Raw genomic sequence first — 24,883 nt, 5'->3', positions numbered from 1 at the left:
CATGACCCGAGGGGAGCCACGACGTGCACCGACGGACCGTCATCACGGCAGGAGCCGCACTGGCCGCCGGCCTGACACTCGGTGCGGGAGGCGGCGGGACGGCCGCCCGCGCAGCCGAACGCTTCACGCCCCGCTTCACGCCCCGCTTCACGCCCCGGCTGCCCGCGCCGACCGGCCCGTACGGCATCGGGGTCACCGCCCTGTACCTGGTCGACCGCGCGCGGCGCGACCCCTGGGACGCCGGCGTTCCGGTACGGGAGCTGATGGCCACCGTCTTCTACCCGGCCGTCCCCCGGGCCGCCCGCACCCGGCCGCTCGCGCCGCACATGACCGAGGGCGCGGCGCGCGCGTTCGCCGGGTTCGTGCCGCAGTACCTGCACCCGCAGTTGCCGAAGGCCGGTGTGGACTGGGCGGCGACGCTCACGCACGCCCGCCTCGACGCGCCCGTACTGCCGCCGCCCGGGCAGCGGCGGTGGCCGGTGCTGCTGTACAGCCCCGGCGGCGGGGACTCGCGCAACCTCGGCACGGTGACCGCCGAGGAGGCGGCCGGCCATGGGTATGTGGTCGTGACCGTGGACCACCCCGGCGACGCCAGCGAGGTCGAGTTCCCCGGCACGACTCCGTACCGCGACAGGACCGTGCGGCCCACCGCCCTCATCGGCGATCCGCGGCAGGACCCGCCGGTCTTCCGCACGGCCATCGACACACGGGTCGCGGACCTCCGCTTCGTACTCGACAGCCTCCTCGGCCACGGTCCCGGCCGTCCGCACCCCGCCCTGCCCCGCGGTCTCGGCCGGGCGCTCGACCCGGGCCGCGTCGGTGTGTACGGGCACTCCGCCGGGGGCACGGCGGCGGCGCAGGCGCTGTACGAGGACCGGCGCGTGCGCGCGGCGATCACGATGGAGGGCTACCTGGACCACCCGCCCACCGCCCCCGGCCGCCCCGGCGAACCGTTCCCGGTCGCCCGCGACGGCGTCGACAGGCCCCTGCTCCTGCTGAGCACCGACGGCTTCCCCCACCGGGAGGCGGTGGAGCGCTCGTGGGCGCCCCTGCTCGCGAAGCCCCACCGCCACACGCACCGGCGGCGGATCGAAGGCGCCACGCACCACGTCTTCACCGACTACGCCGCGCTCGCCCCCGGCCTGGAGGCCGCGGGCCTGATGAGCCCCGCCGGCCGGGCGACGCTCGTCGGGACGCTGCCGCCCGAGCGAGCGGTGCGGCTGGTGCGCGGCCAGGTCCTGTCGTTCTTCGCACGGCACCTGTAGGAGGCGCGGGCGCGCCCCGACGCCCCGACGGCCGGGCGTCCGCCGGGACGCCCGGGGCCGCCTGCTTGAATGGGCTGCGTGACCCGAGCAACGCTGGACAAGCAGCCGCACGACGTCGCCTCGATGTTCGATCGTGTCGCGGCGAACTACGACCTCACCAACGACGTCCTGTCCCTGTTCCAGGACCGCCGCTGGCGCAAGGAGGTGGCCAGGGCCGTCGACGCCAGGCCCGGGCAGAAGGTCCTCGACCTCGCGGCGGGCACCGGCACGTCGTCCCTGCCGTTCGCGGAGACCGGGGCGTACGTCGTGCCGTGCGACTTCTCCCTCGGCATGCTCCAGGAGGGCAAGAAGCGCCACGCCTGGCTGCCGCTGACGGCCGGCGACGCGATGAACCTGCCGTTCCGGGACGGGGTCTTCGACGCCGTGACCATCTCCTTCGGGCTGCGCAACGTCCACGACACGGACGCGGCGCTGCGCGAGCTGTACCGCGTGACGAAGCCGGGCGGGCGCGTGGTCATCTGCGAGTTCTCGCACCCGACGTGGGAGCCGTTCCGGAAGGTGTACGAGGAGTACCTGATGCGTGCGCTGCCGCCGGTCGCGCGCGCCGTCTCCTCCAACCCGGAGGCGTACGTCTACCTCGCCGAGTCCATCCAGACCTGGCCCGGGCAGCGCGAACTGGCCGCCCTGCTCCAGAAGGCCGGCTGGTCGAAGGTGGCGTGGCGGAACCTGTCGGGCGGGATCGTCGCGCTGCACCGCGGCGTCAAGGCGCTGTAGCCCACTGCTACAGCTCCAGGCCGAACCGGTGCGCGTACCGCTCCTCGTGCCCCGGCAGCGGGAGCGTCTCCTCCAGGCGCATGCCGAGGCGCCGCGTCACCGCGACCGACCGTTCGTTGCCGGCAAGCACCATCGCCACCACCCGCTCGACGCCCGCCGCCCGTACCCGCTCCAGCGTGGTGCGGGCGGCGGCCGTCGCGTACCCCTTGCCCCACGCGCGGCGCCCCAGCCGCCAGCCGATCTCGACGGCGCCGACCGGGCCCCACGGGTGCGGCCACGGCTGCGCGCCGGTGAAGCCGACGACCTCGCCGGAGTCGTCGAGCAGCGTCCAGAGGCAGAAGCCGAGCTCGGCGTCGTGGCGGCGCTGCCGGGCGGTGAACTCCTGGTAGACGGACAGCTCGGCGGGCCGGCCGCCGTGGAACTCCATGACCTCCGGGTCGTCGAACACCCGGTGCCAGGCGTACGCGTCCTCCTCCGTCGGCACCCGCAGCGTGAACACCGGCCCGTCGACGGGCCGGTCGGGAACGCGGAGCAGCTCGGTCATCGAGGGAGGCCCTTTCGGGTCGGGGACGCCGGGTCCCCATAGACTGCCCGTGTCCTGTGCTTTCGGCACGTCATTTCGCGCCTCGGGAGAATCAGCCGTGACCGAGTCCCTCACCGAACACACCGAACGCACCGCGGATGTGATCGTCGTCGGGGCGGGCCCGGCCGGCTCCACCACCGCGTACTACCTCGCCAAGGCGGGGCTCGACGTCCTGCTCCTCGAAAAGACCGCGTTCCCCCGCGAGAAGGTCTGCGGCGACGGCCTGACGCCCCGCGCCACCAAGCAGCTCGTGGCCATGGGCATCGACATCTCCGAGGAGGCCGGCTGGCTGCGCAACAAGGGCCTGCGCATCATCGGCGGCGGCGTCCGCCTCCAGCTCGACTGGCCCGAGCTCGCCTCGTACCCGGACTACGGACTGGTCCGCAAGCGCGACGACTTCGACGAGCAGCTCGCCCGGCAGGCGCAGAAGGCCGGCGCCCGGCTGTACGAGCGGTGCAACGTCGGCGCGCCGGTCGTCGACGACCGTACGGGGCGGATCACCGGCGTCCACGCCAAGCTGGGCGAGGAGAAGACGCCGGTCACCTTCCACGCCCCGCTGGTGGTCGCCGCCGACGGCAACTCGACGCGGCTGTCCCTGGCGATGGGGCTGCACCGGCGCGAGGACCGTCCGATGGGCGTCGCCGTCCGTACGTACTTCACCTCGCCCCGCCACGACGACGACTACCTGGAGTCGTGGCTGGAGCTGTGGGACAGGCGCGGCCCGCAGGACCGGCTGCTGCCCGGCTACGGCTGGATCTTCGGCATGGGCGACGGCACGTCCAACGTCGGTCTCGGCATCCTCAACTCGTCCTCCGCGTTCCGCGAGCTGGACTGGCGCGAGGTGCTGAAGGCGTGGTGCGCGTCGATGCCGGAGGACTGGGGCTACACGCCGGACAACATGACGACGCCGATCCGCGGCGCGGCCCTGCCGATGGCGTTCAACCGGCAGCCGCACTACACGCGCGGCCTGCTGCTCGTCGGTGACGCGGGCGGCCTGGTCAACCCGTTCAACGGCGAGGGCATCGCGTACGCCATGGAGTCCGGGCAGCTCGCGGCCGACGTGATCGTGCAGGCGCACGCCCGCGCGACCCCGGCGCAGCGGGAGCTGGCGCTGCACAACTACCCGAAGGTCCTCAAGGAGACCTACGGCGGCTACTACACGCTGGGCCGCGCGTTTGTGAAGCTCATCGGCAACCCGAAGGTCATGAAGATCGCGACGCAGCGCGGTCTGACGCACCCGGTGCTGATGAAGTTCACGCTGAAGATGCTGGCCAACCTCACCGACCCGACGGGCGGCGACGCGATGGACCGGATCATCAACGGCCTGTCGAAGGTGGCCCCGAAGGCCTGACGCCTGACGCCTGACGGCTGTCGCGCGGCCGCCGTACGACACCGAGGGCCGGCGCTCCCACCCCGAGCGGGGGAGCGCCGGCCCTTCATGCCATGTGGGGTGTCAGAGGATACGGACCGCGCCCGACGGCCGGTCGTAGTCGAGCGACCGCTCGACGACTCCGGTGCTGGGGTTCTGCGCGCCGACGAAGTTGCCGCCGCCCACGTAGATCGCCACGTGGTACGAGCCGCTGCGGCTGCCCCAGTAGAGGATGTCGCCCGGCTGGAGGGCGTCCAGCGAGACGGAGCGGCCCATGCTGGACTGGGAGCCCGAGACGCGCGGCAGGTCGATGCCGGCCTGGCGGTAGGCGGCCTGGACGAGACCGGAGCAGTCCCAGGCGTTGGGGCCGGTGGCGCCCATGACGTACGCGTCGCCGACCTGGGCGCGCGCGAAGTTCACGATGGCGGCGGCGGAGCCGGTCGCCTGCGACGAGCTGGAGCTGGAGCCGGCCGAGCTGCTCGACGAGCCGGAGTCGCTGTCGCCAGTGGACGCGGAGAGCGTGGTGCGCTCGGCGGTGCGGGAGGCGCGCTCCCGGGCCTCGGCGCGGGCCCGCTCCTCGGCCTCGCGGGCCTCCTTGGCCTTGCGCTCGGCCTCGGCCTTGCGGTCCGCCTCGGCCTTGGCCTTCTTGGCGTCCTTCGCCGCCTTGGCGGCAGCCGCGTCCTCCTGCGCCCGGAGCTCCTGGGCGAGGGCGTCCTGCTCGGTCGCCTCGGCGGAGGCGGCCACGGCGCTGGACAGCGCCCCGGAGAGGTCCACGTTCGTGAGCGTGGGCATCTCGATGGTCTCGGTCACCGGCTCGGCCTGAGCCGGCGACGCGGCCACCGCGATGGTGCTGAGGACGCCACCGGCAACTCCGGCGCGCAGCGCGAGCTTCGACGAGCTGCGGCGGGGCTTCCGGTGGCTGGGTATGTGAGCGGTGTGGGACATGAGAACAACCGCTATCAGGGCGCCCAGGTTCCCATCAAGAAACGTGTGTTGCGCCACAGTTACGTACGGAACGGCCTAATCCGCTTCCCAGGGGCCTTTATTGACGCCGTAACGGACATTTCAGGCTGGTGTGATCAGCCCTGTGGGCACAGTCTTTCCGTGAAACGTCCGAATTGCCGCACGCTTACCATCGCTTCACACTGATGGCCAAGCCCCGTTCTCCTGACGCCCCGTCGGGCGTGGCGCAGGTCACAGAACGGCAACTGCCGGCGGCAGGTGCGGCTCGTGAACGTGTGCACGCGTCCGGTGCCGCGTCCACCTCCGTACGGACCGGCCCCCCGCACGGGTGGGGTGACTCCCTTTATCACTCACGGGTGTCCATGGCGAATTTGCCTGTACGGGGAATCCTTTGATAGGCGCCAACCCCTCCGACCAGCGATGACCGGCACTGATGTCACGTATCGTCGCCACTCGACCACGCCTGGTGTGAAGATCACCGTTCATCCGAATTCATGATCCTTCGCCAGGTGGTGGAGATCACAAAGGCGTTGACGTACCCCGTGTCGCAGATCACAGATCGACGGGCATAGGATGCGTTGCAGTCGGGCTTGTGAACTGCCTCACATGTAAGCGATCTTCCCGGATTGCCCGGGATCTTCCGAGGCGGCGAGACGGATGCCCGGTGCGGTCCAACGGTCAAGGACGACTGGAAGGAGCGAGGAGCGTGAATGCGTACACGCCCATCCTCGTGCTCGGCGCCCTCGGGGCAGCGTTTGCGATCTTCTCCGTGGTCATGGCCACGCTCATCGGCCCCAAGAGGTACAACCGGGCCAAGCTCGAGGCGTACGAGTGCGGCATCGAGCCGACACCCACGCCGGCCGGAGGCGGCCGCTTTCCCATCAAGTACTACCTGACGGCGATGCTCTTCATCGTCTTCGACATCGAGATCGTCTTCCTCTACCCCTGGGCCGTCACCTTCGACGCGCTGGGGCTTTTCGGGCTCGTGGAGATGCTGCTCTTCGTGCTCACGGTCTTCGTCGCCTACGCGTACGTATGGCGGCGCGGCGGCCTGGAATGGGACTGAGGGGCTACTGAGGGGCTGAAGGGCACACTCATGGGACTCGAAGAGAAGCTGCCGAGCGGATTTCTGCTGACGACGGTCGAACAGGCCGCGGGATGGGTGCGCAAGGCGTCCGTCTTCCCCGCGACCTTCGGCCTCGCCTGCTGCGCGATCGAGATGATGACCACCGGCGCCGGCCGCTACGACATGGCCCGCTTCGGCATGGAGGTCTTCCGGGGCTCGCCGCGCCAGGCCGACCTGATGATCGTGGCCGGCCGGGTGAGCCAGAAGATGGCCCCGGTCCTGCGCCAGGTCTACGACCAGATGCCCAACCCGAAGTGGGTGATCTCCATGGGCGTCTGCGCGTCGTCGGGCGGCATGTTCAACAACTACGCGGTCGTGCAGGGCGTCGACCACGTCGTCCCCGTGGACATCTATCTGCCCGGCTGCCCGCCACGCCCCGAGATGCTGCTGGACGCGATCATCAAGCTCCACCAGAAGATCCAGTCGTCCAAGCTCGGCGTCAACGCGCGGGAGGCGGCCCGCGAGGCGGAGGAAGCGGCGCTCAAGGCGCTCCCCACGATCGAGATGAAGGGGCTGCTGCGGTGACCGACCAGCCGAACCAGCCGAACCAGCCCGACCGGGCCGACCGGTCGCGCGAGCCGGAAGCGGCGCACGCGCCGAACCCCGAGAAGGACCTCAGCACGCAGAACCTGCCGGGACAGCGCGGCGAGCACGGCGAGGAGATCCGCGTCCAGCGCGGCATGTTCGGCGCCGAGAACGGCGGCGACACCTCCGGATACGGCGGCCTCGTCCGCTCGATCCGCCTCCCCGGCCCGGCCACGCGCCCGTACGGAGGCTACTTCGACGAGGTCGCCGACGAACTGGAAGGCGCCCTGGAGGAACAGGGCCTCGTCCCCGAGAACGCCATCGAGAAGACGGTCGTCGACCGGGATGAGCTGACCTTCCACATCGCCCGCGAACACCTCGTACGGGTCGCCCGCACCCTGCGCGACGACCCCGCCCTGCGCTTCGAGCTCTGCATGGGCGTCAGCGGCGTCCACTACCCCGGCGACAAGGGCCGCGAACTGCACGCCGTCTACCACCTGCGCTCGCTCACCCACGGCCGGCGCCTCCGCCTCGAAGTCAGCGCCCCGGACAGCGACCCGCACGTCCCGTCGCTCGTCGCCGTCTACCCGACCAACGACTGGCACGAGCGCGAGACGTACGACTTCTTCGGCCTGATCTTCGACGGGCACCCCGCCCTCACCCGGATCATGATGCCGGACGACTGGCAGGGCTTCCCGCAGCGCAAGGACTACCCCCTCGGCGGCATCCCCGTCGAATACAAGGGCGCCCAGATCCCGGCTCCGGACCAGCGGAGGTCGTACTCGTGACCAGCCCCAAGGCAACCCCGCACGCCCCCCGGCCCGCCGAGGCCCCCGAGGCGGAGGCCCGCGAGACCACCGAGGGCACCGTCTACACCGTCACCGGCGGCGACTGGGACGAGGTCGTCGAGTCCGCCACCAAGGCCGACGACGAGCGGATCGTCGTCAACATGGGCCCCCAGCACCCGTCCACGCACGGCGTGCTCCGGCTCATCCTGGAGATCGACGGCGAGACCGTCACCGAGGCCCGCTGCGGCATCGGCTACCTCCACACCGGCATCGAGAAGAACCTCGAATACCGGACCTGGACGCAGGGCACCACCTTCGTCACGCGCATGGACTACCTGACGTCGTTCTTCAACGAGACGGCGTACTGCCTGGGCGTGGAGAAGCTGCTCGGCATCGAGGACCAGATCCCCGACCGTGCCACGGTCATCCGCGTCATGCTCATGGAGCTCAACCGGCTCTCCTCGCACCTCGTGGCCATCGCCACCGGCGGCATGGAGCTCGGCGCCACCACGATCATGATCTACGGCTTCCGCGACCGCGAGATGATCATGGACCTGTACGAGCTGATCACCGGCCTGCGCATGAACCACGCGTTCATCCGCCCCGGCGGCCTCGCCCAGGACCTGCCGCCCGGCGCCGTCGACCAGATCCGCGAGTTCGTCAAGACGATGCGGAAGAACCTGCCGGAGTACGACAAGCTCGCCACCGGCAACCCCATCTTCAAGGCCCGTATGCAGGACATCGGCTACCTGGACCTGGCCGGCTGCATGGCCCTCGGTGCCACCGGACCCATCCTGCGCGCCGCCGGCCTCCCGCACGACCTGCGCAAGTCCGATCCGTACTGCGGCTACGAGACCTACGAGTTCGACGTCCCGACCGCCGACACCTGCGACTCCTACGGGCGCTTCCTCATCCGCCTGGAGGAGATGCGCCAGTCGCTGCGGATCGTCGAGCAGTGCCTGGACCGGCTCAAGCAGGGCCCCGTGATGGTCGCCGACAAGAAGATCGCCTGGCCCGCCCAGCTCGCCCTCGGCACCGACGGCCTCGGCAACTCCCTCGACCACATCAAGAAGATCATGGGCACCTCCATGGAGGCCCTGATCCACCACTTCAAGCTGGTCACCGAGGGTTTCCGCGTCCCCGCCGGACAGGCCTACGCCGCGGTCGAGTCCCCGAAGGGCGAACTCGGCGCCCACGTCGTCTCCGACGGCGGCACCCGCCCCTACCGGGTCCACTTCCGCGACCCGTCCTTCACCAACCTGCAGAGCATGGCGGCGATGTGCGAAGGCGGCATGATCGCCGACGTCATCGTCGCCGTCGCGTCCATCGACCCCGTGATGGGAGGCGTCGACCGGTGACCGACGTCCAGCTTGGGATGCCCGAACTCCCCGCCCCCGACTACCCCGCCGACGTACGCGCCCGGCTCGCAGCGGACGCCGAGGAGATCATCGCCCGCTACCCCGACTCGCGCTCCGCGCTGCTCCCGCTGCTGCACCTCGTGCAGTCCGAGGAGGGCCACGTCACCCGCACCGGCATGCGGTTCTGCGCCGAGACACTCGGCCTGACCACCGCCGAGGTCACCGCCGTCGCCACCTTCTACACCATGTACCGGCGCAAGCCGAGCGGCGACTACCAGGTCGGCGTCTGCACCAACACGCTCTGCGCGGTCATGGGCGGCGACGCCATCTTCGAGGAACTCAAGCAGTACCTCGGCGTCGGCAACCAGGAGACCACCGACGACGGCAAGGTCACCCTCGAACACATCGAGTGCAACGCCGCCTGCGACTTCGCGCCGGTCGTGATGGTCAACTGGGAGTTCTTCGACAACCAGACGCCCGAGACCGCCAAGCGGCTCGTCGACGACCTGCGCGCCGGCCGCCCCGTCGAGCCCACCCGCGGCGCGCGGCTGTGCACCTTCAAGGAGACCGCCCGCATCCTCGCCGGCTTCCCGGACCCGCGCCCCGACGCGGTCGAGGCCACCGGCGGCGCGGGCCCGGCATCGCTGATCGGCCTGAAGCTCGCCAAGGGCGAGGCCCTCCCGCCCCGCATCGTCCACCCGCGCGGCGAGACCAAGGGCGGCGGCCAGGCTCCCGGCGGCGACACCCGGCACGACGGCACCCCGCAGGACAGCGCCCCACACGACGGCACCCCGCACGACGAGAACACCGAGGGGGAGTGATGACCTTGGCACCCGAAATCGGGGAGACCAGCCCCGAGAAGCTGCTCGCACCGGTCCTGTCGGCCTTCTGGGACCAGCCCCACTCCTGGACCCTGGAGACCTACCGGCGGCACGACGGCTACGAAGGGCTGCGCAAGGCCCTCGCCATGACGCCCGACGACGTCATCGCGTACGTCAAGGACTCCGGCCTGCGCGGCCGCGGCGGCGCGGGCTTCCCCACCGGAATGAAGTGGCAGTTCATTCCGCAGGGCGACGGCAAACCCCACTATCTCGTTGTCAACGCCGACGAATCGGAACCCGGGACCTGCAAGGACATCCCGCTCCTGTTCGCCAACCCGCACTCCCTCATCGAGGGCATCGTGATCGCCTGCTACGCGATCAGGTCCTCGCACGCCTTCATCTACCTGCGCGGCGAGGTCGTCCCCGTACTGCGCAGGCTGCACGAGGCCGTACGCGAGGCGTACGCGGCGGGCTACCTCGGCGAGAACATCCTGGGCAGCGGACTCGACCTCGAACTCACCGTGCACGCGGGCGCGGGCGCGTACATCTGCGGTGAGGAGACCGCGCTGCTCGACTCGCTCGAAGGCCGTCGTGGCCAGCCCCGGCTGCGTCCCCCCTTCCCCGCGGTCGCCGGTCTCTACGCGTGCCCCACTGTGGTGAACAACGTCGAGTCCATCGCCTCGGTTCCCGCGATCATGAACCGCGGCAAGGACTGGTTCAAGTCGATGGGCAGCGAGAAGTCCCCCGGCTTCACGCTCTACTCGCTCAGCGGCCATGTCGCGGGCCCCGGCCAGTACGAGGCGCCCCTCGGCATCACGCTGCGCCAGCTCCTCGACATGAGCGGCGGCATGCGGCCCGGCCACCGCCTGAAGTTCTGGACGCCCGGCGGCTCGTCCACGCCGATGTTCACCGACGAACACCTCGACGTGCCCCTGGACTACGAGGGCGTCGGCGCCGCCGGCTCCATGCTCGGCACCAAGGCCCTCCAGTGCTTCGACGAGACGACCTGTGTCGTCCGCGCCGTCACGCGCTGGACCGAGTTCTACGCCCACGAGTCCTGCGGCAAGTGCACCCCCTGCCGCGAAGGCACGTACTGGCTCGTCCAGTTGCTCCGCGACATCGAGGCCGGCAAGGGCAAGCTCTCCGACCTCGACAAGCTCGCCGACATCGCCGACAACATCAACGGCAAGTCGTTCTGCGCCCTCGGCGACGGCGCCGCCTCGCCGATCTTCTCCTCCCTGAAGTACTTCCGCGGCGAGTACGAGGAGCACATCACCGGCAAGGGCTGCCCCTTCGACCCCGCCAAGTCGACCGCCTGGGCGGACAACCACGTGGAGGTGAACGCATGACCGTCACCACGTCCTCCACCGGTGGAGGAGCGGGACCGGCGGTGCCGCCGGAGGATCTGGTCACGCTGACCATCGACGGCGCCGAGATCTCCGTCCCCAAGGGGACGCTCGTCATCCGCGCCGCCGAACAGCTCGGCATCGAGATCCCCCGGTTCTGCGACCACCCCCTCCTCGACCCGGCCGGTGCCTGCCGGCAGTGCATCGTCGAGGTCGAGGGCCAGCGCAAGCCCATGGCCTCCTGCACGATCACCTGTACGGACGGCATGGTCGTGAAGACTCAACTCACCTCCGAGGTCGCCGAGAAGGCCCAGGTCGGTGTGATGGAGCTGCTGCTCATCAACCACCCCCTGGACTGCCCCGTCTGCGACAAGGGCGGCGAGTGCCCCCTGCAGAACCAGGCCGTCTCGCACGGACAGGCCGACTCCCGCTTCGAGGGCAGGAAGCGGACGTTCGAGAAGCCGATTCCCCTGTCCACGCAGGTCCTCCTGGACCGCGAGCGGTGCGTGCTGTGCGCCCGCTGCACCCGCTTCTCGCAGCAGATCGCCGGCGACCCGATGATCGAGCTCCTGGAGCGGGGCGCGCTCCAGCAGGTCGGCATCGGCAACCACGACCCGTTCCAGTCGTACTTCTCCGGCAACACCATCCAGATCTGCCCGGTCGGCGCGCTCACCTCGGCGGCGTACCGATTCCGCTCCCGCCCCTTCGACCTGGTCTCCAGCCCTTCCGTGTGCGAGCACTGCGCCGGCGGCTGCGCCACCCGCACCGACCACCGGCGCGGCAAGGTCATGCGGCGGCTCGCCGCCAACGACCCGGAGGTCAACGAGGACTGGCTGTGCGACAAGGGACGCTTCGCGTTCCGGTACGCCCAGCAGCGCGACCGCCTCACCACGCCGCTGGTCCGCGGCGCCGACGGCACCCTGGAGCCCGCCTCCTGGCCCGAGGCCCTGGAGGCCGCGGCCCGCGGCCTGGTCAGGGGCCGCACCGGCGTCCTCACCGGCGGGCGGCTCACCGTCGAGGACGCGTACGCCTACGCCAAGTTCGCGCGCGTGGCGCTCGACACCAACGACATCGACTTCCGCGCGCGCGTGCACAGCAGCGAGGAGGCCGACTTCCTGGCCGCCCGGGTCGCCGGGCACGGCGTCGATCTGGACGGCGCCGGGGTCACGTACAGCTCCCTGGAGAAGGCCCCGGCGGTGCTGCTCGCCGGAATCGAGGCCGAGGAGGAGGCCCCCGGCGTCTTCCTGCGGCTCCGCAAGGCCTGGCGCAAGCACGGCCAGCGGACCTACGCCCTGGCCCCGTACGCCACCCGGGGCCTGGAGAAGGCGGGCGGCACGCTCCTGCCCGCCGCGCCCGGCACCGAGACCGAGTGGCTGGACGCCCTGGCCTCCGGCACCGGCCTGGACGAGCGGGGCGCCGCCGCGGCGGAGGCCCTGCGCGCGGAGGGTGCCGTCCTCGTAGTCGGCGAGCGGCTCGCGGCCGTGCCCGGCGCCCTGACCGCCGCCGTACGGGCCGCGAACGCGACCGGCGCCCGCCTGGTGTGGATCCCGCGCCGTGCCGGTGAACGCGGCGCCGCGTGGGCGGGCGCGCTGCCGTCGCTGCTGCCCGGCGGGCGGCCCGCGACGGATCCCCGCGCCCGCGAGGAGACGGCCGCCGCCTGGGGCGTGCGCGAACTGCCGCACCGCTACGGGCGGGACACCGGCCAGATCCTGGAGGCCGCCGTCACCGGCGAGCTGGGCGCCCTGCTCGTCGCCGGCGTCGAGGTCGCCGACCTTCCGGACCCGGCACGCGCGCGTGAAGCCCTCGACGCGGCGTTCGTCGTGTCCCTGGAGCTGCGGCCGAGCGAGGTCACCGAGCGGGCGGACGTCGTCCTGCCGGTCGCCGCGGTCGCCGAGAAGCCCGGCACGTTCCTCAACTGGGAGGGCAGGGTGCGGATGTTCGAGGCCGCCCTGAAGCCCGACCAGATGACCACCCCGCTCCAGCCCGCCGACGCGCGCGTACTGCACATGCTGGCCGACGCCATGGACGTGTATTTCGCCCTGCCGGATCTCCGGTCCGTACGGCGCGAGATGGACCGGCTCGGTGCCTGGGACGGCGCCGCGGCGGCCGACCCGTCCGAGACGGCGCGGCCGCTGCCGCGCGCCGGTGAGGGCGAGGCCGTCCTGGCCGGTCACCGGATGCTGCTCGACCAGGGCCGCCTCCAGGCCGGCGACGAGGCCCTCGCGGGCACCCGGCACCGGGCCGTCGCCCGGCTCTCGGCCGCCACGGCCGCGGAGACCGGCGTCAAGGACGGCGACGTGCTCGCGGTGACCGGCCCGTCCGGATCCGTGCGGCTGCCGCTCCAGGTGACCGCGATGCCCGACCGGGTGGTGTGGCTGCCGCTCCACTCGGCCGGCGGCGGCGTGCTGTCGGACCTGGGCACCGTCCCGGGCCGGCTGGTCCGTATCGCCCCTGACCCGGCCCCCACCTCGGCCCCTGCCCCGGCCTCGACCCCGGCCCCCGGCTCCGGGTCGCCGGAAGGGCCGGACTCCCCCTACTCGTCGGACTCGTCGGAGGTGCGAGCGTGAACCCGGCCCTCCTCGCGGCCGAGGACCTCTCGATGTTCGGCCGCGACCCCTGGTGGCTCGTGGCCCTCAAGGCGGTCTTCTGCTTCGCCTTCCTCATGGTCACCGTGCTGATCTCCATCGTGATGGAGCGCAAGGTCGTCGGCTGGATGCAGCGGCGCGTCGGGCCCAACCGCCACGGCCCCTGGGGCATGCTCCAGTCCCTCGCGGACGGCGTGAAGCTGATGCTGAAGGAGGACGTGGTCGTCAAGCGCGCGGACAAGGTCATCTACGTCCTGGCGCCGATCCTGGCCGCGATCCCCGCCTTCATGGCCGTCGCCGTGATCCCCTTCGGCCCCGCGGGCAACGAGATCTCCATCTTCGGCACCCGCACCACCATGCAGCTCACCGACCTGCCGGTGGCCATGCTCTACATCCTGGCGATCGGCTCGCTCGGCGTGTACGGCTTCGTCCTGGGCGGCTGGTCGTCCGGGTCCACGTACCCGCTGCTCGGCGGCATCCGCTCGGCCGCCCAGGTCATCTCGTACGAGATCGCCATGGGTGTCGCCTTCGCCTCGGTGTTCCTCTACGCCGGTTCGATGTCGACCTCGGCCATCGTCGACGCCCAGGGGGACCGCTGGTTCGCCGTCCTCCTCCCGGTGTCGTTCCTGGTCTACATGGTGACGATGGTCGGCGAGTCCAGCCGGGCCCCGTTCGACATGCCGGAGTCCGAGGGCGACCTGGTCGGCGGGTTCAACACGGAGTACAGCTCCATCAAGTTCGCGATGTTCATGCTCGCCGAGTACGTGCACATGGTGACCGTGTCGATGATCGCGGTGACGCTGTTCCTCGGCGGCTGGCGCGCCCCGTATCCGATCTCCGCCTTCTGGGAGGGCGCGAACCACGGCTGGTGGCCGATGCTGTGGTTCGTCGGCAAGGTCGTGGCGTTCATCTTCTTCTTCGTGTGGCTGCGCGGCACGCTGCCCCGCGTCCGCTACGACCAGCTCATGCGGCTGGGCTGGAAGGTCCTCATCCCCGTCGCGGTCACCTGGCTGATGCTGGTGGCGACCGTGCGCGCGCTGCGGAACGAGAACGTCGCGTTCCAGTCGATCGTGCTGTACGTCGCGGGCGCGGTCCTCGCCGTGCTGCTGCTGTCGTTCGTCATCGACATGTTCCGCGAGCGCAGGGCAGAGGGAGAGGCCGAGGCCGAGGAGGCCGCGAAGACCGGCGAGTTCGACCCCATGGCCGGCGGGTTCCCGGTGCCGCCGCTGCCCGGACAGACACTGCCGCCGGTGCCGCGCCGACGGCCGAGGGGTGAACGAGAGCTGCTGCAGAGCAGTGTCAGTGGTGCCCCCGACACTGGGAGTGACGGAAAGGAGACGGACCGTGTCTGATGAGTCTTCCCGGGGGGACACCCCCCGGACCCCCTTCCAGAACCCGGTGGCGGGATTCGGTGTCACCTTCAAGGCCATGTTCCGGAAGCGGCTCACCGAGCAGTACCCGGAGCAGCCGAAGACCACGGCGCCGCGTTTCCACGGCCGGCACCAGCTCAACCGGCATCCGGACGGTCTGGAGAAGTGCGTCGGCTGCGAGCTGTGCGCCTGGGCCTGCCCCGCCGACGCCATCTACGTCGAGGGCGCCGACAACACCGACGAGGAGCGCTACTCGCCGGGCGAGCGGTACGGCAGGGTCTACCAGATCAACTACGCCCGCTGCATCCTGTGCGGGCTGTGCATCGAGGCCTGCCCCACACGCGCGCTGACCATGACCAACGAGTTCGAGCTGGCCGACAGCTCCCGCGCGAACCTGATCTACACCAAGGAGCAGCTCCTCGCGGGTCTCGAAGAGGGCATGGTCGACTCGCCGCACGCCATCTACCCGGGCATGACGGAGCAGGACTACTACCGGGGCCTGGTCACCGAGGCCGCGCCCGGCACGGTCCCGCAGCCCGCGGTGAGCAAGGGCGACCAGCCGCCGCAGGAGGCCGCTTCGGACTTCGGCGAGGGCGAGCCCGCGTCCGAGAAGGTGATCGAGGCATGACCGCGCACACGCTGGCCGCCGCGTACAGCACATCGACCGGTGAGGCCGTGCAGTTCTGGCTGCTCGGCACGGTCGCCGTGATCGGCGCCCTGGGCACCATCCTGATGAAGAAAGCCGTGCACAGCGCCCTGTGCCTGGCCGGCACCATGATCATCCTGGCGGTGTTCTACCTCGCCAACGGCGCCTACTTCCTGGGCATCGTGCAGATCGTCGTCTACACCGGCGCGATCATGATGCTGTTCCTGTTCGTCGTCATGCTGGTCGGTGTCACCGCGGCGGACTCGCTGAAGGAGACGATCAAGGGCCAGCGCTGGCTGGCCGCGGTCTGCGCCCTCGGCTTCGGGATCCTCCTCGCCGCCGGCATCGGCAGCGCCTCGCTGGAGACCTTCAACGGGCTCGGCACGGCGAACGCGGGCGGCAACGTCGAGGGCCTCGCGGCGCTCATCTTCACCAAGTACGTGTTCGCCTTCGAGATCACGGGCGCGCTGCTCATCACGGCCGCGGTCGGCGCGATGGTGCTGACGCACCGCGAGCGCACCGAACGGGCCCGTACCCAGCGCGAGCTGGCCGAGCAGCGCGTACGGGAGGGCAAGCAGCTCCCGCCGCTGCCCGCGCCCGGTGTGTACGCCCGGCACAACGCGGTGGACATCGCCGGTCTGCTGCCGGACGGCACCCCGTCCGAGCTGACCGTGAACCGCACGCTGCGCGCGCGGGGCCAGATCCGGGACGTGTCGTCGCAGGCCATCGACGAGCTGAAGGCCCTGGAGCAGCGCGCCGGCGAACGGCTCGGCCGCGACCGGGACCGCGACCGCGATCGTGACCGGGATCGGGACGGAGAGGAGGCGGCCAAGTGAATCCCGTCAACTATCTCTATCTCGCCGCCCTGTTGTTCACCATCGGCGCGACCGGGGTGCTGATCCGGCGGAACGCCATCGTCGTGTTCATGTCCGTCGAGCTGATGCTCAACGCCTGCAACCTGACGCTGGTCGCCTTCGCCCGGATGCACGGCAACCTCGACGGCCAGATCATCGCCTTCTTCACGATGGTCGTCGCCGCCGCGGAGGTCGTGGTCGGGCTGGCGATCATCGTCTCGGTGTTCCGTACCCGCCATTCGGCCTCGGTCGACGACGCCAGCCTGATGAAGCTGTAAGGGGTCGCTGAATCGTGGAGAACCTGATCGCGCTGCTCGTCGCGGCGCCTCTGCTGGGAGCGGCCGTCCTGTTGTGCGGCGGCCGGCGGCTGGACAGGGCCGGGCACTGGCTCGGCACGCTGCTGGCGGCCGCCTCCTTCGTCATCGGCGTGGTGCTCTTCGCCGACATGCTGGGGAAGGGCGCGGACGAACGGGCCGTGCACCAGCGGCTGTTCTCCTGGGTGCCCGTGGAGGGCTTCCAGGCGGACATCGCCTTCCAGCTCGACCAGCTGTCGATGACGTTCGTCCTGCTCATCACCGGTGTCGGCACGCTCATCCATGTGTACTCGATCGGGTACATGGCGCACGACGAGCGCCGCCGCCGCTTCTTCGGCTATCTGAACCTGTTCCTCGCGGCGATGCTGCTCCTCGTCGTCGCCGACAACTACCTGCTGCTGTACTTCGGCTGGGAGGGCGTCGGCCTCGCCTCGTACCTCCTGATCGGCTTCTGGCAGCACAAGCCCACCGCGGCCACGGCCGCCAAGAAGGCGTTCCTGGTCAACCGGGTCGGTGACATCGGCCTGTCCATCGCCATCATGCTGATGTTCACCACGTTCGGGACGTTCGCCTTCGGGCCGGTGCTCGGCTCGGTGGGGGAGACGTCCGAGGGCACGCTGACGGCGATCGGGCTGATGCTGCTCCTCGCCGCGTGCGGCAAGTCCGCGCAGGTGCCGCTGCAGTCCTGGCTGGGGGACGCCATGGAGGGCCCGACCCCGGTGTCGGCGCTCATCCACGCGGCCACCATGGTCACCGCGGGCGTCTATCTGATCACCCGCTCCGGGGCGATCTTCAACGCGGCGCCGAGCGCCCAGCTCGCGGTCGTGGTGGTCGGCGCGGTCACGCTCCTCTTCGGTGCGATCATCGGTTGCGCCAAGGACGACATCAAGAAGGCCCTGGCCGGTTCGACGATGTCGCAGATCGGCTACATGGTCCTCGCCGCGGGCCTCGGCCCCATCGGCTACGCGTTCGCGATCATGCACCTGGTCACGCACGGCTTCTTCAAGGCCGGGCTGTTCCTCGGCGCCGGATCCGTCATGCACGGCATGAACGACGAGGTCGACATGCGCAAGTACGGCGGCCTGCGGAAGTACATGCCCGTCACGTTCGTGACGTTCGGCCTCGGCTACCTCGCGATCATCGGCTTCCCCGGCCTGTCGGGCTTCTGGTCCAAGGACAAGATCATCGAGGCGGCGTTCGCGAAGGGCGGCACCGAGGGCTGGATCCTCGGGGCGGTCACGCTGCTGGGCGCCGGCATCACCGCGTACTACATGACCCGCGTGATGATCATGACGTTCTTCGGCGAGAAGCGCTGGCAGCCGGCGCCCGACCCGGACAAGGCGCCCAGCGTCGAACCCGGCGTCGAGGCGAAGCCCGGCGACATGCCGCACCCGCACGAGTCGCCCAGGTCCATGACCATCCCGATGATCCTGCTCGCCTTCGGGTCCGTGTTCGCGGGCGGACTGTTCTCGCTGAACAGCGCGTTCGTGAACTGGCTGGAGCCGGTCACCGCGTTCGAGCACGGGCACCCGCCGGTGAGCGCCGCCGTGATCACCACATCGACCATCGTCGTCCTGCTGACCGGCGTCGCCATCGCGTACGCGCAGTACGGGCGGCGGCCCGTGCCGCTGGTCGCGCCGCGCGGCTCGCTGTTCACCCGGGCGGCCCGCCGCGACCTCCTCCAGGACGACTTCAACCATGTGGTCCTGGTCCGCGGCGGCGAGCACCTCACGCGCTCGCTGGTGTACGTCGACCACACCCTCGTCGACGGGGTCGTCAACGGCACGGCCGCGTCGATGGGCGGACTCTCCGGCCGGATGCGCAAGCTGCAGACCGGCTTCGCCCGCTCCTATGCGGTCTCCATGTTCGGAGGTGCTGCGGTGCTGATCGCCGCGACCCTGCTGATGAGGGCGGTGTGACCGCGATGTCCTTTCCTCTCCTGACGGTGACCGCGGCGCTGCCGGCGGTCGGTGCGATCGTCACCGCCGCCGTCCCGGCCGCGCGGCGCACCGCCGCCAAGTGGCTGGCGCTGCTGTTCTCGCTGGCCACGCTCGCCCTGGCCGCGACCGTGTTCGTCCGCTTCGACCCGGGCGGCGCCCGCTACCAGCTCACCGAATCGCACACCTGGATCAAGGACTTCGGGGTGCGGTACGAGCTGGGCGTGGACGGCATCGGCGTGGCGCTGATCGCGCTCACCGCGCTGCTCATCCCGTTCGTCATCCTCGCCGGCTGGCACGACGCCGACCCCCTGGAGACCCAGTCCAAGCGGTGGCGGCCGACTCAGGGCTTCTTCGCCCTGATCCTCATGGTCGAGGCCATGGTGATCCTCTCCTTCGAGGCCACCGACGTCTTCCTCTTCTATCTGGTCTTCGAGGCCATGCTCATCCCGATGTACTTCCTCATCGGAGGCTTCGGGGACCGGGCGCACACCGGCAGCGACGAGCACGCCGCCGCCCAGCGGTCGTACGCGGCGGTCAAGTTCCTGCTCTACAACCTGGTCGGCGGGCTCATCATGCTGGCCGCGGTGATCGGGCTGTACGTCGTCGCCGGGAACTTCTCGCTCACCGAGATCGCCGCCGCCCGCGCGAGCGGCGAGCTCACCATGGCGACCAACACCGAACGGCTGCTGTTCCTCGGCTTCTTCTTCGCCTTCGCGGTGAAGGCGCCGCTGTGGCCGCTGCACACCTGGCTGCCCAACGCCATGGGGGAGTCCACGGCACCGGTCGCGGTGCTCATCACGGCCGTCGTCGACAAGGTCGGCACGTTCGCGATGCTCCGCTTCTGCCTCGGCCTCTTCCCGGAGGCGTCGAAGTGGGCCACGCCGGTGATCATCGTCCTCGCGCTGGTCAGCATCGTGTACGGGGCGCTGCTCGCGGTCGGCCAGCGGGACATCAAGCGGCTGATCGCGTACGCGTCGATCTCCCACTTCGGCTTCATCATCCTGGGCATCTTCGCGATGACCAGCCAGGGCCAGAGCGGCGCCACGCTCTACATGGTCAACCACGGCATCTCGACGGCCGCGCTGATGCTGGTCGCCGGGTTCCTGATCTCGCGGCGCGGGTCGCGGCTCATCGCCGACTACGGCGGGGTGCAGAAGGTCGCCCCCGTCCTCGCCGGCACGTTCCTCGTCGGCGGCCTCGCCACACTGTCGCTGCCGGGTCTGGCGCCGTTCGTCAGCGAGTTCCTGGTACTGGTCGGCACGTTCGCCCGCTACCCGGTGGCCGGCATCGTGGCCACCGTCGGCATCGTGCTGGCCGCGCTCTACACGCTGGTCCTGTACCAGCGGACCATGACGGGCCCGGCGAAGGAGGAGGTGCGGGCCATGCCCGACCTCAGGGTGCGTGAACTGGTCGTGGTGGCCCCGCTCGTCGCGCTGCTGCTGTTCCTCGGCGTCTTCCCGAAGCCGCTGACGGACGTCGTCAACCCGGCGGTCAAGCACACCATGTCCGACGTACAGCAGAAGGACCCCCGGCCCGAGGTGGAGGCGGCCAAGTGAGCACAACGGACTTCCACAGCCTGTGGACGACGGCCGCCCAGCCACTCGGCCAGATCCAGGGCCCGAAGATCGAGTACGCCCAGCTGGCGCCCGTCCTCATCGTGGTCGGCGCGGGCGTACTCGGCATCCTCGTCGAGGCCGTCGTACCGCGGCGCGCCCGCTACCACAGCCAGCTGTTCCTCAGCGTCGTGGCGCTCGCCGCCGCGTTCGCCGCGGTCATCGGCCTCGCGGTCGCCGGGTACGGCACGACGAAGGCGGGCATCTCGGCGATGGGCGCCATCGCCGTCGACGGACCCGCGCTGTTCCTGCAGGGGACCATCCTGCTGTCGTCGCTCGTCGCGGTGTTCACCTTCGCCGAGCGGCGCCTCGACCCGGCCCACCACGGCCACCGGGTCGACTCGTTCGCCGCCGAGGCCGCCGCCGTGCCCGGCAGCGACCAGGAGAAGGCCGCGGTCAAGGCCGGGTTCACCACCACCGAGGTGTTCCCGCTGGTGATGTTCGCCATCACCGGCATGCTCGTCTTCCCCGCCGCCAACGACCTGCTGACGCTGTTCGTCGCGCTGGAGGTCTTCTCGCTGCCGCTGTACCTGCTGTGCGCCGTCGCCCGCCGCAAGCGGATGATGTCGCAGGAGGCCGCGGTGAAGTACTTCCTCCTCGGCGCGTTCGCCTCCGCGTTCCTGCTGTTCGGCATCGCCCTGCTGTACGGCTACGCGGGCTCCGTCTCGTACGCGCGGATCGCGGACGTCGTGGACGGCGCGGTCGGCACGGTCGATCCGGCGCTCGCCGCGACCATGGGCAGTGACGTACTGCTCCTCATCGGGTTCGCCATGGTGCTGATGGGGCTGCTGTTCAAGGTGGGCGCGGTGCCGTTCCACATGTGGACGCCGGACGTCTACCAGGGCGCGCCGACGCCGGTCACCGGCTTCATGGCGGCCGCCACGAAGGTCGCGGCGTTCGGCGCGCTGCTGCGGCTGCTGTACGTGGTGCTGCCCGGGCTGACCTGGGACTGGCGGCCGGTCCTGTGGGGCATCGCGATCATCACCATGCTGGGCGGTGCGATCGTCGCCATCACGCAGACCGACATCAAGCGGCTGCTCGCCTACTCGTCGATCGCCCACGCGGGCTTCATCCTGGCCGGTGTCATCGCGGCCACGCCGTCCGGCATCTCGTCGGTGCTGTTCTACCTGGCGGCGTACTCCTTCGTGACGATCGGCGCCTTCGCGGTCGTCACGCTGGTGCGGGACGCGGGCGGCGAGGCGACGCACCTGTCCAAGTGGGCGGGGCTCGGGCGGCGTTCGCCGCTGGTGGCCGCGGTGTTCGCGGTGTTCCTGCTGGCGTTCGCCGGCATCCCGCTGACGTCCGGCTTCTCCGGGAAGTTCGCCGTGTTCAAGGCGGCGGCGGAGGGCGGGGCCGGGGCCCTGGTCGTGGTCGGTGTCATCGCATCGGCCATCGCCGCGTTCTTCTACATCCGGGTCATCGTGCTCATGTTCTTCAGCGAGCCGAAGCCGGAGGGCCCCACGGTCGCCGTGCCGTCACCGCTGACGATGGCGACGATCGGGGTGGGCGTCGTGGTGACGCTGGTGCTGGGCCTCGCGCCGCAGTACTTCCTGGACCTCGCGAGCCAGGCGGGCGTGTTCGTCCGGTAGCGGTGTCCGGCGCATACGGCCGGGCGGGGTGCGGTGGCGCACCCCGCCCGGCCGTTGACGTACGGGACGTCCGGCCGTGCGGCCGTTCCACGGGCGGCGGTCCGCGGGCGGCGGTCCGCTGGCGGCGGCCTGCGCGCGGTTCCGTCAGCCGGCCGTCGTCAGTCGGCCGTCGCGATCCGGCCGGTGACCTCGCCGAGCCCGACCTTCGCACCGTCCGGCCCCGGGGCCCACGCCGTGAGCGTGACCTCGTCGCCGTCCTCCAGGAACGTCCGCTTGCCGCCGGACAGTTCGAGCGCGTCCCGCCCGTTCCAGGTCAGCTCCAGCAGCGAGCCGCGCTGGTGCACCTCCGGGCCGCTCACCGTCCCGGATCCGTACAGGTCGCCGGTACGCAGCGAGGCGCCGTTGACCGTCATGTGCGCCAGTTGCTGGGCAGCCGTCCAGTACATGGTCGAGAACGGCGGCTCGGCGACCACCTCGCCGTTGATCCGTACCGTGATGTGCAGCTCGAACCCGCCCGGCTCGTCCTCGCCCGCGTCGTCCAGGTACGGCAGCAGCGGGAAGTCGCGGGCGGGCGGCGCCACCCGAGCTGCGTCCAGGGCCTCCAGCGGCGTCACCCACGCCGACACCGACGTGGCGAACGACTTGCCGAGGAACGGGCCCAGCGGCACGTACTCCCACGCCTGGATGTCCCGCGCGGACCAGTCGTTGAGCAGCGTCAGCCCGAAGACGTGGTCCCGGAACGCGCCGAGTGGCACCGGCCGGCCCATCGCGGACGGCGTGCCGACGACGAAGCCCACCTCCGCCTCGATGTCCAGCTTCGTCGAAGGCCCGAACACCGGGGCCGCGTCCGACGGCGCCTTGCGCTGCCCGGAGGGCCGCACGACGTCCGTGCCCGACACGACGACCGTGCCGGAGCGGCCGTGGTAGCCGATCGGCAGATGCTTCCAGTTGGGCGTCAGCGGCTCGCCGTCCGGGCGGAACATCCGCCCCACGTTGGTCGCGTGATGCTCGCTCGCGTAGAAGTCGACGTAGTCCGCGACCTCGAACGGCAGGTGCAGTGCGACCTCGTCCAGCGGGTGCAGCAGCGGCTCGACGTCCGCGCGGTGGGCGGGGGACGTCACCCACGCGGTGAGCGCCCGGCGCACGTCGCGCCATGCCGTGCGGCCCGCGGCCATCAGCGGGTTCAGGGACGGCTGTGCGAGCAGGCTCGCGTACGGCGAACCGAGCGCGTGCGCCGCGGCCCCGGCGTCCAGCACATGGCCGCCGATCCGTACGCCGACCCTTCGGCGCCCGGGTTCGCCGGCGGTCGAGAACACGCCGTACGGGAGGTTGTGCGGGCCGAAGGGATCGCCTTCGGCCAGGTCGAGCGGGCTCTTTTCGGGCTGCTCGGGCATCGGTGCTTGCCTCGCTTTCCACGTGTGTGGAGGACACGTTACGGCCGGGGCGTGACCTTCTCCCAGGTCCTGTGGAAAACCACCTCGTCATGCCCGTCGCCGCTGACCAGGCCGCAGACCAGCTCGGTACGGGTGAGAAGCCCGCCGGTCGGGTCGGTCTCGTGGGTCTGGCCGGTCCCGTCGGTCCATGTCGTCTCCGAGCGGACCTCCACGGTGGCGTTCCAGGGAAGGTCCGGGCGGTGCAGCCGGATGTGCCACTCGGCCTCCACGCGCGCGGAGCGCGGTCCCGAGGCGTCGACGCCGTATGTCTCGTGGGCCTCCTCGGTGAGTTCGAGGCCATCCGGGTACGTGCGGACGCTGCCGTGCTCGTCGCTGCACGGGTCCGCCTCCAGGCGCCACGCCCCGCGCGCGACGTCCCGGACGACGAGCAGAGGCGGCCGCGCCCCGGCCGCCTCGTCCAGCATGACGGGGACGCTCACGGCCAGCGGCTCCGCCTGCTCGGGCGCGGCGAAGCCGACCGTGGCGTCGTGCGGCGCGGGGGAGCGGACGGGCAGCCGCAGGGAGCTGCCCGCCGGGTCGAGCGTGAACGTGTCCGCCGCGCCCGGTTCCGGCCAGACCCAGGGCCAGTACGCCGAGGACACCGCGATCCGGACACGGTGGCCGGGCGGGAAGGAGTGCCCGGCGGCCCCCAGCTCGCAGGTGTACGTCCGGGACGCGCCCTCCTCCGTCCGGAACGCGACGGTGCCGCGCGTGACCAGCGTGGACGTACCGTCCGGGGCGACGTCGCAGAGGCGCGCGACGAGCTGCGCGCGCGGGGCTCCGTCGGCTCCGCCCTTCAGGGCGAGGTGAACGAGGGGGCGGCCCAGGATCTCGACGGGCGCGCCGTCCACGGGCACGGGGAAGTCGAAGCAGGCCGAGTGGGCGTCCTCGGTGCGCTGGTCGGGCGGCAGGTCCGCGTCACCGCCGGAGGGCGCGAAGCGCCCGGCGTCCAGGCCGGTGTGCAGGGGCGACCGTACGGTGACGGGCGAGCCGTGGAGCGCGTACGTGACGGGGGTGACGTGCGGGGGCGGCCAGGCGTCGTCGCCGCGCCAGCCGCGCGTCCAGGAACGCAGCAGCGGCTCCGCCATGACGCCGTTGTCGGCGCCCTTCAGATGGTGGTCCCACCAGCGCAGCGTCTCCTGGAGGAACCCGATCGCGGGTCCGGGCGGCTCGCCCTGGTCCGGGTAGCGGTGCGGCCACGGCCCGAGCACGCCCCGCACCAGGCCGCGCGGCACCCGCTCGACCAGCCGCAGGACGCTGTCGCGGTACGGGTCGTACCAGCCGCCCACGGCGAGCACGGGCACCCGCACCGCCCCGTGGTCGAGCGGCGCGACCTCCTGCGGAACCGGGTCCAGCGCCTCGAGGCGCGCCGCCCACAGGTCGCGCCAGGCATCGCCGACGTACCGCGGATCCGGCGGCCGCGCGTCCCGCGCCAGCCGCGCGGCCACGGCGGCGACGGGGGCCGCGAACCCACCGCTGCCGCCGGTCCCGCCGTCGTGCCCGTCCCACCCGCAGACGGCCACCACAGCCGCAAGCCCCGCCGCCGCCCCACCGCCCGGGCCCTCCCGGCCCTCCCGGCCCTCCCGGCCCTCCCGGCCCTCCCGGCCCTCCCGGCCCTCCC

Annotated in this window: 21 protein-coding genes; 17 read left to right on the top strand and 4 right to left on the bottom strand. The window is 71.2% G+C overall.

Annotation, left to right across the window (positions count from 1 at the left end; all coding sequences use genetic code 11):
• The first annotated feature begins 23 nt into the window (after positions 1-23).
• Complete coding sequence (locus tag HTZ82_RS23865; protein ID WP_175411471.1) at positions 24-1,265, top strand: alpha/beta hydrolase; 1,242 nt, start codon at positions 24-26, stop codon at positions 1,263-1,265.
• Positions 1,266-1,343: 78 nt separating this feature from the next.
• Complete coding sequence (locus HTZ82_RS23860) at positions 1,344-2,039, top strand: demethylmenaquinone methyltransferase (RefSeq protein WP_175411470.1); 696 nt, start codon at positions 1,344-1,346, stop codon at positions 2,037-2,039.
• A gap of 7 nt (positions 2,040-2,046) precedes the next feature.
• On the opposite strand, the gene HTZ82_RS23855 is transcribed toward HTZ82_RS23860, so the two are convergent.
• Positions 2,047-2,583 (bottom strand): GNAT family N-acetyltransferase, encoded by a 537-nt coding sequence (locus tag HTZ82_RS23855; RefSeq protein ID WP_175411469.1) that lies wholly within the window; start codon positions 2,581-2,583, stop codon positions 2,047-2,049.
• Between the two features lie 97 nt (positions 2,584-2,680).
• Here HTZ82_RS23855 and HTZ82_RS23850 point away from each other — a divergent pair, with 97 nt between their 5' ends.
• A complete protein-coding gene (locus HTZ82_RS23850; protein ID WP_175411468.1) occupies positions 2,681-3,973 on the top strand; it encodes a geranylgeranyl reductase family protein in 1,293 nt (430 codons plus the stop codon).
• Positions 3,974-4,075: 102 nt separating this feature from the next.
• Here HTZ82_RS23850 and HTZ82_RS23845 read toward each other — a convergent pair whose 3' ends face one another.
• Positions 4,076-4,936, bottom strand: coding sequence for a C40 family peptidase (locus HTZ82_RS23845; RefSeq protein WP_175411467.1), 861 nt, complete (start codon positions 4,934-4,936; stop codon positions 4,076-4,078).
• Between the two features lie 724 nt (positions 4,937-5,660).
• On the opposite strand from HTZ82_RS23845, the gene HTZ82_RS23840 reads away from it, so the two are divergent.
• The 14 genes from HTZ82_RS23840 to nuoN all read left to right on the top strand — a co-directional run bounded on the left by HTZ82_RS23840 (position 5,661) and on the right by nuoN (position 21,829).
• Positions 5,661-6,020, top strand: coding sequence for an NADH-quinone oxidoreductase subunit A (locus tag HTZ82_RS23840; RefSeq protein ID WP_175411466.1), 360 nt, complete (start codon positions 5,661-5,663; stop codon positions 6,018-6,020).
• A gap of 30 nt (positions 6,021-6,050) precedes the next feature.
• Positions 6,051-6,605, top strand: coding sequence for an NADH-quinone oxidoreductase subunit B family protein (locus HTZ82_RS23835; protein ID WP_175411465.1), 555 nt, complete (start codon positions 6,051-6,053; stop codon positions 6,603-6,605).
• A gap of 104 nt (positions 6,606-6,709) precedes the next feature.
• Positions 6,710-7,393, top strand: coding sequence for an NADH-quinone oxidoreductase subunit C (locus HTZ82_RS23830; protein ID WP_175411481.1), 684 nt, complete (start codon positions 6,710-6,712; stop codon positions 7,391-7,393).
• Entirely contained in the window at positions 7,390-8,751 is a 1,362-nt protein-coding gene (locus tag HTZ82_RS23825; protein WP_175411464.1) for an NADH-quinone oxidoreductase subunit D, read from the top strand. Before HTZ82_RS23830 ends, HTZ82_RS23825 begins: the two co-directional genes overlap by 4 nt.
• A 17-nt stretch (positions 8,752-8,768) precedes the next feature.
• Positions 8,769-9,572, top strand: a complete 804-nt coding sequence (gene nuoE / locus HTZ82_RS23820) for an NADH-quinone oxidoreductase subunit NuoE (RefSeq protein WP_175411480.1) — start codon at positions 8,769-8,771, stop codon at positions 9,570-9,572.
• Positions 9,569-10,921: an NADH-quinone oxidoreductase subunit NuoF gene (gene nuoF / locus HTZ82_RS23815; protein WP_175411463.1), complete on the top strand. Its 1,353-nt coding sequence runs from the start codon at positions 9,569-9,571 to the stop codon at positions 10,919-10,921. The genes nuoE and nuoF overlap by 4 nt, the downstream gene beginning before the upstream one ends.
• On the top strand, positions 10,918-13,485 hold the full coding sequence (locus HTZ82_RS23810) for an NADH-quinone oxidoreductase subunit G (RefSeq protein WP_175411462.1): 2,568 nt from the start codon (positions 10,918-10,920) through the stop codon (positions 13,483-13,485). Before nuoF ends, HTZ82_RS23810 begins: the two co-directional genes overlap by 4 nt.
• A 32-nt stretch (positions 13,486-13,517) precedes the next feature.
• Positions 13,518-14,855, top strand: a complete 1,338-nt coding sequence (nuoH, locus tag HTZ82_RS23805) for an NADH-quinone oxidoreductase subunit NuoH (protein WP_175411479.1) — start codon at positions 13,518-13,520, stop codon at positions 14,853-14,855.
• A complete protein-coding gene (gene nuoI, locus HTZ82_RS23800; protein ID WP_175411461.1) occupies positions 14,848-15,501 on the top strand; it encodes an NADH-quinone oxidoreductase subunit NuoI in 654 nt (217 codons plus the stop codon). Before nuoH ends, nuoI begins: the two co-directional genes overlap by 8 nt.
• Positions 15,498-16,355, top strand: a complete 858-nt coding sequence (locus tag HTZ82_RS23795; protein ID WP_175411460.1) for an NADH-quinone oxidoreductase subunit J — start codon at positions 15,498-15,500, stop codon at positions 16,353-16,355. Before nuoI ends, HTZ82_RS23795 begins: the two co-directional genes overlap by 4 nt.
• Positions 16,352-16,651, top strand: coding sequence for an NADH-quinone oxidoreductase subunit NuoK (gene nuoK, locus HTZ82_RS23790; protein ID WP_175411459.1), 300 nt, complete (start codon positions 16,352-16,354; stop codon positions 16,649-16,651). The genes HTZ82_RS23795 and nuoK overlap by 4 nt, the downstream gene beginning before the upstream one ends.
• A gap of 14 nt (positions 16,652-16,665) precedes the next feature.
• Positions 16,666-18,606, top strand: coding sequence for an NADH-quinone oxidoreductase subunit L (gene nuoL / locus HTZ82_RS23785; protein WP_175411458.1), 1,941 nt, complete (start codon positions 16,666-16,668; stop codon positions 18,604-18,606).
• 5 nt (positions 18,607-18,611) lie between these two features.
• Positions 18,612-20,183 (top strand): NADH-quinone oxidoreductase subunit M, encoded by a 1,572-nt coding sequence (locus HTZ82_RS23780; RefSeq protein ID WP_175411457.1) that lies wholly within the window; start codon positions 18,612-18,614, stop codon positions 20,181-20,183.
• Positions 20,180-21,829 carry an NADH-quinone oxidoreductase subunit NuoN gene (nuoN, locus tag HTZ82_RS23775; RefSeq protein WP_175411456.1) on the top strand — a complete coding sequence of 550 codons (1,650 nt, stop codon included), beginning with the start codon at positions 20,180-20,182 and terminating at the stop codon, positions 21,827-21,829. The genes HTZ82_RS23780 and nuoN overlap by 4 nt, the downstream gene beginning before the upstream one ends.
• A gap of 158 nt (positions 21,830-21,987) precedes the next feature.
• Here nuoN and fahA read toward each other — a convergent pair whose 3' ends face one another.
• Positions 21,988-23,223, bottom strand: coding sequence for a fumarylacetoacetase (gene fahA, locus HTZ82_RS23770; RefSeq protein WP_175411455.1), 1,236 nt, complete (start codon positions 23,221-23,223; stop codon positions 21,988-21,990).
• A 38-nt stretch (positions 23,224-23,261) separates the two neighbouring features.
• Positions 23,262-24,883, bottom strand: a 1,622-nt coding sequence (locus HTZ82_RS23765) for a CocE/NonD family hydrolase (RefSeq protein ID WP_217624497.1), incomplete at its 5' end; no start/stop codon positions are given.

Source organism: Streptomyces sp. TRM64462 (genome assembly GCF_013362995.1).
Taxonomy (GTDB): domain Bacteria; phylum Actinomycetota; class Actinomycetes; order Streptomycetales; family Streptomycetaceae; genus Streptomyces.
This window is presented reverse-complemented; position numbering and strand designations above follow the sequence as displayed.